Below are 16,166 nucleotides of genomic sequence, written 5' to 3'. Positions count from 1 at the left end.
ATCGATCCAACGGGGTCGGACCGCCTGGCAACCAAAAGCTTCAACCCCCTTCACCGACCCCATCACGAGGCCAGATCCAAGAAGCCGAGCCATTTGGCATCAACTACTTAGGCACACTGTTGAGTTCTCAAAGAACAGACGCGCATCCCTCACCGCTCTTGCGAGCACCTGACCGGAGGCAACCGTTCAAACTTAGCGGACCCGCCCCAGCCGGTCAAGTCCGTACGGACCCTCCCCACCAGCGAATCCACCCCGGCAGCGCCATCCCCAGGAACCGAAGCTCCCGAGAGGTCTCATACCGAGGGGGTGACCACCCGCGGGGACCAGCCACCGATCGATTCTCGGTGTCCGTTCCTCCCTGGCGGGCGACTCGGAGAAAGTTACGCGACCGGCCGACCGTGGTCAAATCGCCCGCCGGTCACGCGTGGTGGCGCCTGTCGGTGCAGGTCAACGCGCTGCCGGCGTCACGCCCGCGGCGCAGGCCCCGCAGCCGGCGCCGGCGGCACCGGGTCCGCGACGAGGATCCGCCGGACGGCCTCCTCGACCACTCCGGGGTCCGGTTCCTCGGTGTCGAGGGCACGGTGCAGGGTGACGCCTTCGATCACCGCGTCCAGCATCCGTGCGGTCGACGGGTCGAGGTGCCGTTCGAGGGTCGCCCGGCTGCGGGCCATCCAGGCGTTGGTCAGCACCCGGAACGACGGTTCGCGGGCGGCCAGCGTGTAGAGCTCCTGGGTGAGGATCAGGTCCCGTTGGTCGGTGAGGTTGTCCCGGATCAGGGCGACCACGGCGTCCTGCACCGGGGTCCCGGCCGTCAGGTGCGCGTCGAAGCGGGCGCTCTGCTGCTCGGCGAACCGGGCGAAGGCGACCAGCAACAGGTCGTCGAGGCCGTCGAAGTGATAGGTCATCGAGCCGAGCGGGACGTCGGCGGCGGCCGCGACCCTGCGGTGGCTGGTGCCGGCCACACCGTGCGCGGCGATCACGTCGAGGCAGGCGTCGACGATCCGGGAGCGACGGTGCGGGTCGTGGCGCCGGACGGCGGGCGCCATGTCAGATCTCCCGGACCACGCGGGCCGGGTTCCCGACCGCCACGACGTTCGGCGGGATGTCCCGTGTGACGACCGCACCGGCGCCGATCACCGCGTTCTCCCCGATCGTCACCCCCGGGCAGACGATCACTCCGCCGCCGAGCCAGACGTTGTCCCCGATGGTGATCGGCCGGGCGGCCTCCAGCTTGTCCCGGCGGGGCTCCGGATCGATCGGATGGGTCGGGGTGAGCAACTGGACGTTCGGGCCGATCTGGCAGTCCTCACCGATGCGGATCGGGGCCACGTCGAGCGCGGTCAGGTTGACGTTCACGAAGGTGCGGGCGCCGACGTGCAGGTGCTTGCCGTAGTCGACCGACAGCGGGGGCTTGATGTGGGCGTCCTCGCCGAGGGTGCCGAGCACCGAGCGCAGGGTGTCCCGCGCGGCCGGGTCGTCGGCGATCACCTGGAGCCGGTACTCCTCCAGCAGTCGCACGGCGCGCTGTGCGACGGCGGCGCTCTGCGGGTCGTCGGCGATGTACAGCTCGCCCGCCAGCATGCGTTCCCGGTTCGACCGCGGGTCGTCCGCGAAGTGGTCGGTCATGTGTACGAGCGTACACACGCCCGGCGTCTCAGATCCGATGCCGTTCGGCCAGAGCCGCACCGGTGAGCGACTCGGTCGAGCGGACCAGGGCGGCGGGCGGTCCCGCGAACACGATCCGCCCGCCGTCGACGCCCGCGCCGGGGCCGAGGTCGATCACGTGGTCGGCGCGGGAGATCACGTCGAGGTTGTGCTCGATGACGAGGACGGTCGAGCCCGCGTCCACGAAGCGGTCGAGCAGGGCGATCAGGCGATCGACGTCCGCCATGTGCAGTCCGGAGGTCGGCTCGTCCAGGACGTAGAGGTCGGCGGGCGCACCCAGCTCGATGGCGAGCTTGAGGCGCTGACGTTCGCCACCGGACAGGGTGGAGAGCGGCTGGCCGAGGGTGAGGTAGCCGATCCCGACGTCGTCGAGCGAGGTCAGCATGGTGGCGACCGGTTTCTCGGTGAAGAAGGCCCGGGCCTCGACCACCGGCATCTCCAGCACGTCGGCGATGGAACGGCCACGCAGGGTCAGGTCGAGCACTTCCTGGGTGAAGCGCCGGCCCCCGCAGGTCTCGCACGGGGTCTTGACCGACTCGAAGGTGCCGAGCTCGGTGTAGATGACGCCGAGACCGCCGCAGGCGGGACAGGCCCCCTCCGAGTTCGCGCTGAACAGGGCGGGCTTGACCCCGTTGGCCTTGGCGAAGGCCTTGCGGATGTGGTCGAGCATGCCGGTGTACGTCGCGGCGTTCGACCGTCGGGACCCGCGGGTGGTGGCCTGGTCGACGATCACCGCCTCCGGGTGCTGCTGCGGCAGCACTCCCCGGATCAGGGAGCTCTTGCCCGAGCCGGCGACCCCGGTGACCGCGACCAGGACCCCGGTCGGGATGTCGACGTCGACATCGCGCAGGTTGTGCCGGGTCGCACCGGTGATCGAGAGGCTGCCGGTAGGGGTGCGCGGATCGGTCTTGAGCGGCTGATGCCGGTTCAGGTGCTCGCCCGTGAGCGTGCCCGAGGCACGCAGCCCCGCGACATCGCCCTGGTAGACGATCCGGCCGCCCGCACCGCCCGCACCGGGGCCGACGTCGACCACCTCGTCGGCGATGGCGATCACCTCGGGCTTGTGCTCGACGACCAGCACGGTGTTGCCCTTGGCGCACAGGGCGCGGAGCAGCTCGTTCATCCGATGCACGTCGTGCGGGTGCAGACCGGTGCTGGGCTCGTCGAAGACATAGGTGATGTCGGTGAGGGCGGAACCGAGGTGCCGGACCATCCGGACCCGCTGGGACTCGCCGCCGGACAGGCTGGTGCTCTCCCGCGCGAGGCTGAGGTAGCCGAGTCCGATCCGCACCAGGTCGTCCAGCCGGTCGGCGAGCCCGTCGAGCAGAGGACGCACCGAGGGCGCGTCGACCCCGCGGATCCAGCCGGCCAGTTCGCTGACCTGCAGGGCCGCGCAGTCGGCGATGGACTTCCCCGCCAGCCGGGCGCTCCGCGCGGCGGCGTTGACCCGGGCTCCCCGGCACTCCGCGCAGGTGCCCCGGGTGGAGATCCGCTCGACGGCCGCGCGCACGTGCGGCTGGAGCTGGTCGAGGTTCTTGCTCAGGGCGGACCGGCGGAGTTTGGGGACCAGGCCCTCGTAGGACATCTGCACGCCGCCGATGTCGACCTTGACCGGCTTCGACCGCGCACCCCCGGCGTGCTCGGGGCCGTACAGCAGGAGGGTGCGCTGCTCGGGGGTGAATTCCCGGGTCGGGACGTCGACCGGGAACCAGCCGGTGTCGGCGAACGCCCGCCAGTACCAGCCGCCGACCTGGTAGTTCGGGAAGTCGATCGCGCCGTCGTTCAGGCTGAGGTGCGGCCGCACCAGGGCGTCCTCGTCGATGGCGGCCACACTGCCTGCGCCCTCGCAGGCCGGGCACCAGCCGCGCGGGTCGTTGAACGAGAACGCGGTGGGGGTGCCGAGGGCGGGGTCGGCGGCACGGGCCCAGATCCGGCGCAGCATGGTGTAGGCGTCGGTGGCGGTGCCGACGGTGGACCGGATGTTGCCGCCCATCGGCTCCTGGTCCACCACGATCGACGCGGTCAGACCGGTGATCGAGTCGGCCTCCGGCTGAGCGGACGCGGGCAGGAAGTTCTGCACGAAGGCGCTGTGGGTCTCGTTCAGCAGACGCTGGGACTCCGCGGCGATCGTGTCGAAGGCGAGGGAGGACTTGCCGGAGCCGGAGACCCCGGTGAAGACGGTCAGTCTGCGCTTGGGGACGTCGAGGTCGACGTCCTGCAGATTGTTCTCTCGGGCACCGCGGATGACGATCGACTCGGACACGCGACTGCTCCTCGGCGGGATGGGTGGGGCTCGGCACGGAAGCGGCTGGGACCGAGGGTCGCACAGTGCGCCCACACAAGCGCGCGGGTCACGCCCCGAGCAGCTCCCCGATCAGGGTGCGGTGTGCCCACCGGGCCCAGGCCAGTCGGCTCCAGTCGGACCGGGCGACGAGGGACTGCCACGACTCCGGGCCGAGGACGAACTGGAGGACGTCGGTCGCCTGGTCGGCGGTCGTCAGGTGGGACAGGTCGCGACCGAGCGAGTCGACCAGGGCCCGGTGCAGCGCGCGGTGCCGGGCGTCCTCGCGGTCGACGACCTCGGTGAGCGCCGGATCGCCGGCCGCGTGCGCGCGCAGCAGCTGGGTGAGGTCCGCACCGGCGGCGAGCAGCTCGGCGCACCCCCGGACGTGCAGGAACAGCCGGCGCTGCAGGTCGGTCTCCGCCCGGGCGCCGCGCGCCCAGCTGCGATCGACCAGCGGCGTGTGGCGGGTGCGGCGGTCGACGCCGTCCACGGCATGGTCCAAGGCCCCCACCAGCAGCGCCGCCTTGGTCGGGTAGTGGTAGTAGACGGTCTGGACGCCGACCTCGGCGGAGGCGGCGACCGCCGTGATCGCGGTGCCCTCGACGCCGAGCCGGCGGAACAGCGGTGCGGCGGCACGACCGATCGCCCGCCGGGTGTAGGCCGTGCGGCGGGTACGGCCGTCGGGGAGGTTCTCGATCACGAGATCCCCGGGGCCGTCGGCACCCAGTCCCAGGTCAGCGGGTGAACTCACAGGATCATCGTAGTCCGACTACATGATCATCGACGACCAGTCGACCCGGAGACAGAATCCGCTCGACGCGAGGATCGAGATTGAGGGAGTCCCGCTACAGAAGCCCCAGGTGAGCGCAGGTGGCGAGACCGCTTGCCTTCTTGGAGTCAGACTCTCGATACCGTGAGAGAGCGCGCGACGACACCTGACCTCACGCCCGCGTGGGAACGTCGCAGCCCCCGGCCACACGGTGGCCGGGGGCTGCGAGGAGCCTCCTCAGCTGCCGAGGGCAGCCTCGATCAGCGGGACCAGATTGTCCAGGGCGTAGAGCTGGGCACCGATGGTGCCCAGCGAGTACGCGGAGGAGATGTCACCGTCGATCACCACCGAGCGACCGTCGGCCACGGCCGGGATGGCCTGCCACTGCGGGTCACCGGTGATCTCGGCGGTGTCGATGTAGATCGGGAACGCGACGATCAGGTCCGCGTCCAGCACGTCGAGCTGCTCCGACGAGATGTCCACGCTGAAGCCGGAGGACGACACCGGCAGCTCGGCGATGGCCGGGGACTGCACGAAGCCCAGGTTCTCCAGGAAGTCGACGCGGTCGCCGCCCTCGATGTACGCCCCCCAGCCCTCGGAGGTGCGAGTGGCGGCGGCGATGGTCTTGCCGTCCCAGTCCGGGTGCTCCTCGCGCACGGTCGCGAAGGCATCGTCGAGCTGAGCCTCCAGCTCGGCGCCCTTCTCCGGGACGCCCAGCGCGGCGGAGATCAGCTCCAACTGCTGCTGGCCGGTCGTCAGGTAGGAGTCGCCGCCCTCGGGGACGCCCACGGTCGGGGCGATCTCGGACAGCCGGTCGTACCGGTCCTGGTCACCCGAGGACTTCACGTCCAGGATCAGATCCGGCTCCAGCGCGGCGATCGCCTCGTAGGAGGGCTCGAGGGTGTCGATGATCTCCGGGGACTCGGTGTACTCGCCCTCGGCCCAGGGCCCGACGCCGTCACCGCCGAAGCCGAGCCAGTCGGAGGCGCCGACCGGCTGGTAGCCCAGGGACAGCGCGGTCTCCGCGTCGCCCCAGCCGAGCGCCACGATCCGCTCCGGGCGGGACTCGACCGTGATCTCACCGAACTTGGTGTCGACGGTGGCCGGGAAGGTCCCCTCGCCGGAGTCGCTGCTCGTGGTGCCGGTGGCGGTACCCTCCCCCGAGCCGGAGGAGTCGTCGGTGCTGGAGCAGGCGCTCAGCGCCAGGACGGCGACCGCGGCCAGACCGGCGGCGACACGCATGGACTTCATGAGAGGCCTTTCGTGGAGGGCGCCCGGAGTCGTCAGCGAACAGCGTCATCATCGGGCGAGTGCCTGGGAAGGTTAGCCTAGCCTCATGACGAGCGGGAACCCCGGGTGACGGCGGCCGATGCGCAGGAGCGTGCCACCACGTCCTCGCCCGGCCGGCGCGTCGCCGCGTTGATCCTGCTGGCCGCCCTGGCGGTCGTCGCGGTGGGCGCGAGCCTCGCCGTCGGCTCCCGGCCGGTGGACCCCGGAACGGTGTGGCACGCCCTGACCGGCGGGGACGTCCCCGCGGCCGACCACGCCGCGGTGGTCGGACTCCGGCTGCCGCGGACGGTGCTCGGCGTCCTGGTCGGGGCCGGGCTGGCCGTCGCGGGCGGGCTGATGCAGGCGCTGACCCGCAACCCGCTCGCCGACCCCGGCCTGCTCGGTGTGACCAGCGGTGCGGCGTTCGCGGTGGCGATGGGCGTCGTGGTGTTCGGCATCACCCGGCCGAACGGCTACGTCTGGTTCGCGTTCGCGGGAGCACTGGTGGCCACCCTGGCGGTGTACCTGATCGGGTCCGCCGGGCGGTCGAACGCCAGCCCGGTGCAGCTGACCCTGGCGGGGGTGGCGATCAGCGCGGTGCTGACCGGCATCGTCGGCGCCCTGCGACTGGCGGACCAGGAGCGGTTCGCGGTGCTGCTGACCTGGGAGTCCGGGTCTTTCCAGTCGCGCGGCTGGTCGGTGGTCGTGCCGGTGCTGCCGTTCCTGGCGCTCGGACTGGTGCTGGCCGCGGTGGTCGCGGGGGCGCTGAACACCCTCGGCCTCGGGGAGGATCTGGCGACGGCGCTGGGCGCCTCGGTGGCCCGGACCCGGGTGCTGTCGATCGTCGCGATCACCCTGCTGGCCGGCGGCGCGACCGCGATGGCCGGGCCGATCACGCTGGTCGGGCTGATGGTGCCGCACATCGTGCGCTGGCTGGTCGGACCGGACCAACGCTGGATCCTCGGCCTGTCCGCCCTGGCCGGACCGGTGCTGGTGCTGCTGGCCGACGTGGCAGCGCGGGTGCTGCTGTGGCCGGGCGAGCTGCCGGTCGGCGTCGTGACCGCGTTCGTCGGGGCGCCGGTCCTGATCGCGCTGGTCCGCCGGCGGAAGGCGAGCGGGCTGTGAGGGCGCGCGTCGCCACCCTCGCGCTCCTGGTGGCGGCCCTGCTGCTCGCCGTCGTCGCGCTCGGTCTGGGCGACTACCCGCTGAGCGTGCCGGAGGTGGTCCGGGCGCTGGTCGGCGATCAGGGGTTCGCGAGCACGATCGTGACCGAGTGGCGGCTGCCCCGGGTGCTGGTGGCGCTGGTGTTCGGCGCGGCGCTCGGCGTGTCGGGGGCGCTGTTCCAGTCGCTGACCCGGAATCCGCTCGGGTCGCCGGACGTGATCGGGTTCTCGACCGGGTCGTACACCGGGGTGCTGCTGGTGACCACGGTGTTCGGCACCGGGACGCTCGGGGTGTCGGCCGGTGCGCTGATCGCCGGGCTGGGAACCGCGCTGGTGGTCTACCTGCTGGCCTACCGGAACGGGGTGCAGGGCTTCCGGCTGATCGTGGTCGGCATCGGGGTGACCGGGATGCTGCACGGGGTCAACGTGTGGCTGCTCCTGCGCGCGAAGACCGAGGTCGCGATGGCCGCCTCCATCTGGGGGGCGGGCTCGATCTCGCTGACCGGCTGGTCGCAGGCGGTGCCGGCCTTCGTGGTGCTGGCCGTGCTGACGCCCCTGGTCTGGGCGAGCAGTGGTCCGCTGCGGCAGCTGGAGCTCGGCGACGACGCGGCGGGGGCGCACGGGCTCCGGGTGGAATCGACCCGGCTGCTGGTGGTGGTGCTGGGGGTCGCCCTGATCGCCACCGTGACGGCGACCGCCGGTCCGATCGCCTTCGTGGCGCTCTCCGCGCCGCAGATCGCGCGCCGACTGACCGGATCGCCGGGGCTCCCGCTGGGCGCCTCGGCGCTGACCGGTGGACTCGTGCTGCTGGGCGCGGACGTGATCGCGCAACATGTGCTGCCCACCGCGGTGCCGGTGGGTGTGGTGACCGTGGTGCTCGGCGGGGTGTACCTGCTGGCCCTGATCGTGCAGGAGGCGCGGCGTCGATGGTGAACGAGGACCGGCTGCGGGCCGACGGTGTGACCCTGGGCTACGAGCGGCGCACCGTGTCGACCGACCTGAGCCTGACCATCCCGGACGACTCCTTCACGGTGATCGTCGGGCCGAACGCGTGCGGGAAGTCGACCCTGCTGCGGTCGCTGGCCCGGCTGCTGCGACCGTCCGCCGGAGAGGTGGTGCTGGACGGGCAGTCGATCCACCGGATGGCCACCAAGGAGGTCGCCAGGCGGGTCGGACTCCTCCCGCAGACCGCGCTGGCGCCGGAGGGCATCACGGTGTCCGATCTGGTCGCCCGCGGCCGCTACCCGCACCAGAACCTGTTCCGCCAGCAGACCGACGCCGACCGGCGCGCGGTCGCGGACGCGATGGCGGCCACCCACGTCGCGGAGCTCGCCGCGGTGCCCGTGGACGAGCTGTCCGGCGGGCAGCGACAGCGGGTCTGGGTGGCGATGGCACTGGCCCAGGAGACCGGCATCCTGTTGCTGGACGAGCCGACGACCTTCCTGGACATCGCGCACCAGATCGAGCTGATGGATCTGTTCGCCCGGTTGCACCACGACGGCGGGACGCTGGTGGCCGTGCTGCACGACCTGAACCACGCGGCCCGTTACGCCACGCACCTGGTGGTGATGAAGGACGGGGCGGTGGTCGCTCAGGGGCGGCCGTCCGAGGTGGTGACCGCGGAACTGGTCGAGCGGGTGTTCGGACTGCCCTGCCTGGTGGTGCCGGACCCGCTGGCCGGGACGCCGATGGTCATCCCCCGCGGAGCGGCGCACACGCTCGAGGACTAGCGCACCGCGCCCCGGAGCACCTCGGCACGCACGACGGCCGCCGGCTGGGCCGGATTCACCACGATCCCGGCGTACCCCGCACGCAGCACGGCGTCGGCGATCTCGGCCAGGCTGGCGCCGCGCACGCCGCCGCCCGGTCGCCAGGCCCAGATCTCGGCCGGGGAGGTGCCCACCACCACGTGCGGTCGGCCCTCGGGATCGGTGGAGGTGGCGTCGGTCTCCGGGACGAACAGCGGGCCCTCCGCGAGCGCCTCGACGTACGCCGGGAAGGGCAGCGAACGGGTGGCGGTCGCGGTGCCGAGCGGGGCGACCGCCTCCGGGTCCGGGGTGAGGTGCTGGCGGATCTCCTCGGCATAGGCGATGACCATCCCGTCGGAGCGGCCGTCGATCGCGATGCCCTCGTGATCGCGGAGCGCCTGGGCCAGGACGGCGGCGGCGGGCTGGACCAGTGAGATGCCGGGGACACCACGCATCCGGTCGAGCTCGTCCTGGACGGTGAAGGCGGTGAGCAGCGACCGGCCGGCGTTGTCGACGATGGACGAGATCGCCAGGGTGTCGCCGGGCTGGAGTCCGCGGCCCGGGTCGGCGAGGTTCGAATCGGTGATGTCGAGCAGGAGCTCTCCGGTCACGGCCCGGCGCAGCACGTCGGCGAAGGTCCGCCCGTCCTTGTGTCCCGCCCAGGTGGCGAGCGCGTCGCGGAGCCGGTCGTTGCGGACCCCGGGCCGGGGCCCGGCGGGCGTCGGTCGACGGTTCAGCCAGGACATGCCGTCAGGGTAGGGCTAGGCGCCGGAGCCGAGCAGCACGAGGAGTACGAGGTTCAGGACCACGACCAGCGCGACGACCAGGATCAGGACGGCCTGCAGGCCACGGCCGTTGACGTGCTCGCCCATCAGTCGCCGGTCGGCGTTGAGCCGCACCAGGGGAATGGCCGCGAACGGGATGCCGAAGCTCAGCACCACCTGGCTGATCACCAGGGTCCAGGTCGGGTCGGCGCCCAGGCCGAGCAGCAGCAGGGCGGGTGCCAGCGTGATCGCGCGACGGGCGAGCAACGGGATCCGGCGGTGGATCAGCCCCTCCATCACGGCGGCGCCGGCGTAGCAGCCGACCGAGGTGGACGCCAGACCGGAGGCCAGCAGGCCGATAGCGAACACCAGCCCGACCCCGCCGCCGAGCGCCCCGGTGATCGCGGCGTGCGCGCCCTCGATGCTGTCGGTGCCGGCGACGCCCCGCAGATTGGCCGCGGCGACCAGCAGCAGGCCGATGTTCACCGCACCCGCGACCACCAGGGCCGTGACCACATCCCACCGGCTGGCGCGCAGCAGGCGGTGCCGGGTCGCGGCGTCACCGGTACGGCCGAACCGGTCCCGGGTCAGCGCGGAGTGCACGTAGATCGCGTGCGGCATGACGGTGGCGCCCAGCATGGAGGCGGCCAGCACCACCGAGTCCGTGCCGGCGAACCGCGGGACCAGCCCGGACAGCATCTCGTCCGGGTCCGGCGGGCCGACCACCAGGCCACAGAGGAAGCCGATCACGATCACCAGCAGCAGGGCGGTGACCACGGCCTCGAACCGGCGCTGGCCGTAGCGGTCCTGGGTGGCGAGCAGCAGCATCGACACCACGCCGACGATCGCGCCGCCCCAGACCAGCGGCAGGCCGAACAGCAGGTGCAGCGCGATCGCACCGCCCACCACCTCCGCCAGATCGGTGGCGGCGGCGACCACCTCGGCCTGGGCCCAGAACGCCAGGCGCGGACCACGGCGCATCCGGCTGCCGAGGACGCCGGGCAGGGAGTCGCCGGTGACGACGCCGAGTTTGGCGGACTGGTACTGGATCAGGACGGCCATCGCGTTGGCGGCGACCAGGACCCACAGCAGCAGGTAGCCGTACCGGGCACCCGCGGTGAGGTTGGCGGCGACGTTGCCCGGGTCCACGTAGGCGATCGCCGCGACGAAGGCGGGCCCGAACAGCGCGAGCAGCCGCGGCCGGGACGTGGGGGCGGCAGGGGCCGTGACGGGGTTCCCGGCCCGGACGGCCGGGGGCGTGTTGCGGGCCACCGCACCTCCTGTGTTCGGATCTCCGAACTTACAGTAACGGCTCGGCGATCGCTCGCATTCCGTGCGGGCCGACACCGAGCCGGCCACCGGGCGCAGCGGGATCAGCGCGCGACCGGGCGGCGCCAGGTGCCGTCCGGGTCACGACGGAAGCCCACCCGGCTCAGATAGGGGTCGACATCGCTGTGCCGCGGGACCACTGTCAGCTCGCGCAGGCCGGTCGCGGACAGCGCACCGCTGCGGCGGTAGACGAACTCGCCGGGCGCGAAGTCACGGAACCGGGGCGTCACGTAGTCGAGCAGCACCTCGCCCACCCCGTCCCCGGCGTCCCGGAGCACCACGACGCCGACCGTCTCGTCCCCGCGCAGCACCAGGTAGGCCCAGGTGCCGTCCGCCTCACCGGCGAAGTTCGGGTAGAACCGGGCGATGTCCTCGGCGTGCACGCCGGTCACGTGCCGCAGGTACGCCTCGGAGGGCCCGACCTCGATCACCTGGTAGGCGTCCGCGTCGTGGCGTTCGCGCAGCAGTCGCCAGATCCAGTAGAGGTCGATGATCGCGATCACGCCGTTCATGGCGGCGAAAGGCCAGATGTCGGCCCACAGGTTGTACCCGGTGGCGATCAGCGACCCGACCAGGTTGAGCACCCGGAACCGGAGCACCCGGGCCTGCATCAGCGACACGACGACGAGGACGGATCCGGTCCACCCGATGATCTCCAGCAACGGCATGGCGCCAGACGCTAGCGGTCCCGCGGCCGGCGCGACGGCCGCGGGCACTCGATCGGGCTAGGCGGCCAGCACCGCCGACGCGTGCGGGTCGATCCGCAGCCACACCCGCTCCCCCGGCCGGGGCATCCGGTCGGGCCCGGGTCGCGCCGCCACCGGGGCGAGCGGGTCACCGCCCAGGCCGGTCGCCCCGGAGCGCGGGTCCAGGTCGGCGACCACCTCGGGCCGGCCGCGACGGGTACGGCGGCCGGTGACGGTGGCGGCCACCCGGTCGCCGGAACGTGACTGGTCGGAACGCGGCGCGGGGCCGTCGTCCACCGCCCAGCCGCCCTCCGCCACCACTCGTGCACCGTCCGGACCGGGCAGTGCGGTGCGGTAGCCCAGGAACCGGGCCACCGTGGTGTCGACCGGCGCGGCCCACAGCTCCTCCGGCCTGCCGGTCTGCACCAGTCGGCCCGCGGACATCACGGCCACCCGGTCGGCGACGGTCGCGGCCTCGTCCTGGTCGTGGGTCACGAACAGCGCGGTGGTGCCGGTGGCGACCAGCGCGGACCGCAGGTCGTCGGCGAGTCGCTCGCGGAGGGCGCGGTCCAGGGCGGACAGCGGCTCGTCCAGCAGCAGGAGACGCGGACGCGGGGCCAGCGAGCGCGCCAGGGCGACCCGCTGGCGTTCGCCGCCGGACAGCGTGCCCACCGGGCGGTCCTGATAGCCGGGCAGGCCGACCAGATCGAGCAGCTCCGCCACCCGGGCCGTGCGGTCGGAGTCGCCCCGCAGGCCGTAGGCCACATTCCCCGCGACCGTGCGGTGGCCGAACAGCTGGCCGTCCTGGAACACCAGACCGAACCCGCGCCGGTGGGTCGGCACCCCGGAGAGGTCCCGGCCACGCCAGGCGATCGATCCGGCCGCGACCGGCTCCAGGCCGGCGACCGCGCGCAGCAGGGAGGACTTGCCGCAGCCCGAGGGCCCGAGCAGCGCGAGCACCCGGCCGACCTCGATCCCCAGGTCGACCCCGTCGACGGCGGTCACCCCCGGGTAGCGAACCACCAGGCCGGTGACCTGCAGACCCTCGTGCGTCACAGTTCCCCTCCGAATCCGCGCAGCCGTTCCGCCAGCGCCATCACCCCCGCGGTGAGCACCGCGAGCACCACACTGGCCGCGAGGGCCATCCCGTACCGGTCCGCGCCGGGGAGCCCGATCAACCGGAAGATCACCACCGGCAGGGTCGGACGGTCCGGCCGTGCCAGGAAGCTGGTCGCGCCGAACTCCCCCAACGACACCGCGAACGCGAAGCCCACCGCCAGCCCGAGCGACCGGGCCACCACCGGCAGGTCGATCGTCGCCAGCACCCGGCCGGAGCCGGCACCGAGGGTCGCCGCCGCCTCGCGCAGCCGGGGGTCGATGGCCCGCAGCACCGGCAGCACGGTGCGGACGACCAGGGGCACCGCGACCACGGCCTGCGCGATCGGCACCAGGATCCCGCTGGTCCGCAGGTCGGTCGCGATCCCGAACGGGTGGCCCATCACGAGCAGGAAGCCGAAGCCGACCGTCACCGCGGACACGCCGAGCGGGAGCATGAACACCCCGTCCAGCCCCGCGACCGTCCGCCGCAGCACCGGCTGCCGGGGTCGACGCGAGACCACCAGCGCGACCAGCCCGCCGACGAGCACCGCGAGCAGGGTGGCGTCCACCGCCACCCGCAGGGAGTTGGACAACGCCTGCCAGACGGTCACGGTCAGCGCCGAGTCGCCGCCGGTGGTGGCCAACGCCCGGTAGTGGTCGAGGCCCCAGCCGTCACCGACCCGGAGCGAGCCGGCGACCAGGGCGATCAACGGCAGGGCGAGCAGCACCAGGGTGATCGCGGTGATCGCGGTGGGCAGCGGGTGCGGCCGGCCGGGCGGGGTCGGGGCGTCGATCAGCGCCAGCGCGCGTTCCCGCCGGCTCCGGGCCCGGGCGGCGACCGTCAGCGCCCCGACCACGACGACCACCTGCACCACGGACAGCACCGCGGCGGCACGCAGGTCCAGGAACTGGGTGGTCTGGATCCAGATCTCGGTCTCGACGGTGCCGAACCGCAGCCCGCCCAGCACCAGCACGGTGCCGAAGGCGGTGGCGCAGAACAGGAACACCAGTGACGCCGCCGACACGATCGCCGGGGTCAGGGCGGGCAGGGTGACGGTCCGGAAGGCGCGCGCCGGGGACGCCCCGAGCGACCGGGCCGCCTGCTCGGGCCGGGGGTCGAGCCGGGACCACAGACCACCGACGGTCCGGACCACCACGGCGTAGTTGAAGAACACCAGCGCGGCGACGATCGCGGTGAAGGTGCCGTCCAGCCCGAGGAAACCGAGCGGGCCGTTCTCCCGCAGCAGGGCCCGGAACGCCACCCCCACCACCACGGTCGGCAGCACGAACGGGACCGTGACGAAGGCGCGCAGCACACCCTGGCCACGGAACCGGCACCGGTAGAGCAGGTACGCGCCCGGGACCCCGAGCAGCACCGAGACCACGGTCCCCGCAGCCCCCTGCGCCAGGGTCAGGCCGATGATCCGCCAGGTGCGCGGACGACCGAAGACCTCCGCGAACCCGGACAGGTCCGGGCCGTCGTCCCAGAAGCCGCGCCCGACCAGGGACAGGACCGGCCAGGCGAAGAACACGGCCAGGAACAGCACGGGGACCGCCGCCGCCAGGGTCCACCACAGCCACGCCCACCCCGAACCCGCCAGCGCCGAATGCCGAGTGCGAGGAACGTGTCGCTGAACGGGCGATTCGGGCGACAGGTTCTCCGCACTCGGCGACGCGGGCGCGGGGCGGTCGGAGAGCGCGGGCGCGGGGCGGTCGGAGGGTGACGGCGCGGAGGTCACGGGGTCATCCGACGACGAGATCCGTCCAGTCGCGGACCCACTCGTCGCGGTGCTCGGAGATCTCGGCCGGGTCGACCGTCCACGGGTCGTCGGAGAGCGGGGCCCACTGCGCCCAGGCGTCGGGCAGCGCCGCGGTGGAGGAGACCGGGTACATGTACATCGACCCCGGGATGTCCTCCTGGACCGCGTCGGACAACAGGAAGTCGATCAGCTGCTGGGCGCCCTCCGGGTTCGCGGCGCCCTCGATCACCCCGGCGTACTCGACCTGGCGGAAGCAGGTGCCGAGCATCGCGGCCGTGGTCGGGCCTGCGGCCTCGTCGGTCACGGTCTCCGGCGGGGAGGACGCGTAGGACAGCGCGATCGGCCGGGAGCCCCCACCGCCACCACCGGAGAAGTCGGAGTAGTACGCGTCCGACCAGCCCTCGGCGACCTTGAGGCCGTTGTCCTTCAGCGCGGTCCAGTACGCCTGCCAGCCGTCCTCGCCCTTGGCGCCGATCGTCGCGAGCAGGAAGGACAGTCCGGGCGAGCTGGTCGCGGCGTTCGTCACCACGGTCAGGTCCCGGTACTCCGGCCGGGTCAGGTCGTCCAGGGTGGTCGGCTCCGCGACGCCGTGGTCCGCGAACCAGGTGGTGTCCACGTTGAGGCACACATCGCCGAAGTCCACCGCGGTCAGCGATCCGGAGTCGTCCGGGGCGTACTGCGCGGCGTCCTCGGCTGCCGGGACCTGCGAGGTGTAGGGCGCGAGCACCCCGGCGTCGATCGCGCGGGTCGCGAAGCTGTTGTCGATCCCGAAGACCACGTCGCCGAGCGGGCTGTCCTTGGTCAGGATCAGCTGGTTCACCAGGACGCCGCCGTCGCCGGGGGCCACCTGCTTCACGGTCAGCCCGGTCTGCTGCTCGAAGTCGGCCAGCAGTCCGTCGCTCAGGTGGAACGAGTCGTGGGTGACCAGGGTGACGGTGCCGGCCGACTCGCTCGCCGACGGGGTCGAGCCGCCGGTGACCGAGCACCCGGTCAGCACCAGGGCGGCCAGGCCGAGCCCCAGGGTCTTGCGCATGCTTCCTCCTCGATGAGTACCGAGGGGGCCGTCCGGACACGGGTGTGCCAGGACGGGGAGAGAATTCTCGACTCCCTACGCCGGTGCTAACCGGATCAGGTGTGAGGGTCTGCGGTCCGTCCGCACTCTCAGCGCCGGTCGGGTCGGTCGGAACCGGTCCCGGGGCGCTCCCCTGTCGTTCGCCGCCGAGAGTACACCGTGGGCGACCTGCGCCAGGACGTCGGTCCGACTAGCGTGGGCACCCGCACATCCCAGCAACCGTGGAGGTCCGCACCGTGTCCGATGAGACAGAGTCCGCCAACGACGCGACCAGCGAGTCCACCCTGGCCAAGGTCACCGGTCTGATCGTGGCCGGAGCGGTCGCCTGGGCGGCGCAGAAGGCGCTCGGCGCGATCTGGCAGAAGGCCGCCGGGCACAAGCCGCCGCAGCCCGAGGACCCGGGCGACAGCCGCCTGGCCGAGGTGGTCGCCGCGGCCGCCATCACCGGTGCGGTCGTCTCGCTCGCCCGCGTCCTGGCCACCCGTGGCACCGCGCACTTCAGCAAGCGCGTGAACGACGGGCGGCACCTGCCCGGACGGGACTGAACCTCCGGATCGAC

15 protein-coding genes and 1 riboswitch are annotated in these 16,166 nt (G+C 72.7%); of the genes, 4 read left to right on the top strand and 11 right to left on the bottom strand.

Features of this window, described 5'->3' with window-relative positions; genetic code table 11:
• Window positions 1-464 precede the first annotated feature (464 nt).
• The 5 genes from OGL89_RS09035 to OGL89_RS09015 all read right to left on the bottom strand — a co-directional run bounded on the left by OGL89_RS09035 (window position 465) and on the right by OGL89_RS09015 (window position 5,969).
• Window positions 465-1,046, bottom strand: coding sequence for a TetR family transcriptional regulator (locus OGL89_RS09035; RefSeq protein WP_263119660.1), 582 nt, complete (start codon window positions 1,044-1,046; stop codon window positions 465-467).
• 1 nt (window position 1,047) lies between these two features.
• A complete protein-coding gene (locus OGL89_RS09030) occupies window positions 1,048-1,626 on the bottom strand; it encodes a sugar O-acetyltransferase (RefSeq protein WP_263119659.1) in 579 nt (192 codons plus the stop codon).
• A 28-nt stretch (window positions 1,627-1,654) separates the two neighbouring features.
• Entirely contained in the window at window positions 1,655-3,928 is a 2,274-nt protein-coding gene (locus OGL89_RS09025) for an excinuclease ABC subunit UvrA (RefSeq protein WP_263119658.1), read from the bottom strand.
• Between the two features lie 88 nt (window positions 3,929-4,016).
• On the bottom strand, window positions 4,017-4,700 hold the full coding sequence (locus OGL89_RS09020) for a TetR/AcrR family transcriptional regulator (RefSeq protein WP_263119656.1): 684 nt from the start codon (window positions 4,698-4,700) through the stop codon (window positions 4,017-4,019).
• Window positions 4,701-4,955: 255 nt separating this feature from the next.
• Window positions 4,956-5,969: an iron-siderophore ABC transporter substrate-binding protein gene (locus OGL89_RS09015; RefSeq protein WP_263119654.1), complete on the bottom strand. Its 1,014-nt coding sequence runs from the start codon at window positions 5,967-5,969 to the stop codon at window positions 4,956-4,958.
• 105 nt (window positions 5,970-6,074) lie between these two features.
• On the opposite strand from OGL89_RS09015, the gene OGL89_RS09010 reads away from it, so the two are divergent.
• Genes OGL89_RS09010 through OGL89_RS09000 form a run of 3 tightly spaced genes read left to right on the top strand, consistent with a single transcriptional unit; the run spans window position 6,075 to window position 8,880 of the window.
• Window positions 6,075-7,112 (top strand): iron chelate uptake ABC transporter family permease subunit, encoded by a 1,038-nt coding sequence (locus tag OGL89_RS09010; protein WP_263119651.1) that lies wholly within the window; start codon window positions 6,075-6,077, stop codon window positions 7,110-7,112.
• Window positions 7,109-8,083, top strand: coding sequence for an iron chelate uptake ABC transporter family permease subunit (locus OGL89_RS09005; RefSeq protein WP_263119649.1), 975 nt, complete (start codon window positions 7,109-7,111; stop codon window positions 8,081-8,083). The genes OGL89_RS09010 and OGL89_RS09005 overlap by 4 nt, the downstream gene beginning before the upstream one ends.
• Complete coding sequence (locus OGL89_RS09000) at window positions 8,077-8,880, top strand: ABC transporter ATP-binding protein (RefSeq protein ID WP_263119648.1); 804 nt, start codon at window positions 8,077-8,079, stop codon at window positions 8,878-8,880. The genes OGL89_RS09005 and OGL89_RS09000 overlap by 7 nt, the downstream gene beginning before the upstream one ends.
• Here the strand turns inward: OGL89_RS09000 and OGL89_RS08995 are convergent.
• The 6 genes from OGL89_RS08995 to OGL89_RS08970 form a co-directional block, all read right to left on the bottom strand.
• Complete coding sequence (locus OGL89_RS08995; protein WP_263119646.1) at window positions 8,877-9,644, bottom strand: SseB family protein; 768 nt, start codon at window positions 9,642-9,644, stop codon at window positions 8,877-8,879. The genes OGL89_RS09000 and OGL89_RS08995 overlap by 4 nt on opposite strands.
• 15 nt (window positions 9,645-9,659) lie before the next feature.
• Window positions 9,660-10,934 (bottom strand): Nramp family divalent metal transporter, encoded by a 1,275-nt coding sequence (locus OGL89_RS08990; protein WP_263119644.1) that lies wholly within the window; start codon window positions 10,932-10,934, stop codon window positions 9,660-9,662.
• A 101-nt stretch (window positions 10,935-11,035) separates the two neighbouring features.
• The gene (locus OGL89_RS08985) at window positions 11,036-11,659 is read right to left on the bottom strand and encodes a YgjV family protein (RefSeq protein WP_263119642.1); all 624 of its coding nucleotides are present in this window, start codon (window positions 11,657-11,659) and stop codon (window positions 11,036-11,038) included.
• A 57-nt stretch (window positions 11,660-11,716) separates the two neighbouring features.
• The gene (locus OGL89_RS08980) at window positions 11,717-12,733 is read right to left on the bottom strand and encodes an ABC transporter ATP-binding protein (protein WP_263119640.1); all 1,017 of its coding nucleotides are present in this window, start codon (window positions 12,731-12,733) and stop codon (window positions 11,717-11,719) included.
• Window positions 12,730-14,376 (bottom strand): iron ABC transporter permease, encoded by a 1,647-nt coding sequence (locus tag OGL89_RS08975; RefSeq protein ID WP_263119665.1) that lies wholly within the window; start codon window positions 14,374-14,376, stop codon window positions 12,730-12,732. Before OGL89_RS08975 ends, OGL89_RS08980 begins: the two co-directional genes overlap by 4 nt.
• Window positions 14,377-14,518: 142 nt before the next feature.
• A complete protein-coding gene (locus OGL89_RS08970; RefSeq protein ID WP_263119638.1) occupies window positions 14,519-15,568 on the bottom strand; it encodes a thiamine ABC transporter substrate-binding protein in 1,050 nt (349 codons plus the stop codon).
• A gap of 55 nt (window positions 15,569-15,623) precedes the next feature.
• Window positions 15,624-15,752: riboswitch (TPP riboswitch) on the bottom strand.
• Window positions 15,753-15,843: 91 nt separating this feature from the next.
• On the opposite strand from OGL89_RS08970, the gene OGL89_RS08965 reads away from it, so the two are divergent.
• Window positions 15,844-16,152: a DUF4235 domain-containing protein gene (locus OGL89_RS08965; protein ID WP_263119637.1), complete on the top strand. Its 309-nt coding sequence runs from the start codon at window positions 15,844-15,846 to the stop codon at window positions 16,150-16,152.
• Window positions 16,153-16,166: the final 14 nt, after the last annotated feature.

Source organism: Cellulomonas sp. RIT-PI-Y, from assembly GCF_025642745.1.
GTDB lineage: Bacteria > Actinomycetota > Actinomycetes > Actinomycetales > Cellulomonadaceae > Cellulomonas.
This window is presented reverse-complemented; position numbering and strand designations above follow the sequence as displayed.

Excerpts from the sequence above, each read along its gene's own strand:
- OGL89_RS08970 (WP_263119638.1), bottom strand. The coding sequence starts at position 15,568 with ATGCGCAAGACCCTGGGGCTCGGCCTGGCCGCCCTGGTGCTGACCGGG.
- OGL89_RS09015 (WP_263119654.1), bottom strand. The coding sequence starts at position 5,969 with ATGAAGTCCATGCGTGTCGCCGCCGGTCTGGCCGCGGTCGCCGTCCTG.
- OGL89_RS09030 (WP_263119659.1), bottom strand. The coding sequence starts at position 1,626 with ATGACCGACCACTTCGCGGACGACCCGCGGTCGAACCGGGAACGCATG.
- OGL89_RS09000 (WP_263119648.1), top strand. The coding sequence starts at position 8,077 with ATGGTGAACGAGGACCGGCTGCGGGCCGACGGTGTGACCCTGGGCTAC.
- OGL89_RS08995 (WP_263119646.1), bottom strand. The coding sequence starts at position 9,644 with ATGTCCTGGCTGAACCGTCGACCGACGCCCGCCGGGCCCCGGCCCGGG.
- OGL89_RS09035 (WP_263119660.1), bottom strand. The coding sequence starts at position 1,046 with ATGGCGCCCGCCGTCCGGCGCCACGACCCGCACCGTCGCTCCCGGATC.
- OGL89_RS08985 (WP_263119642.1), bottom strand. The coding sequence starts at position 11,659 with ATGCCGTTGCTGGAGATCATCGGGTGGACCGGATCCGTCCTCGTCGTC.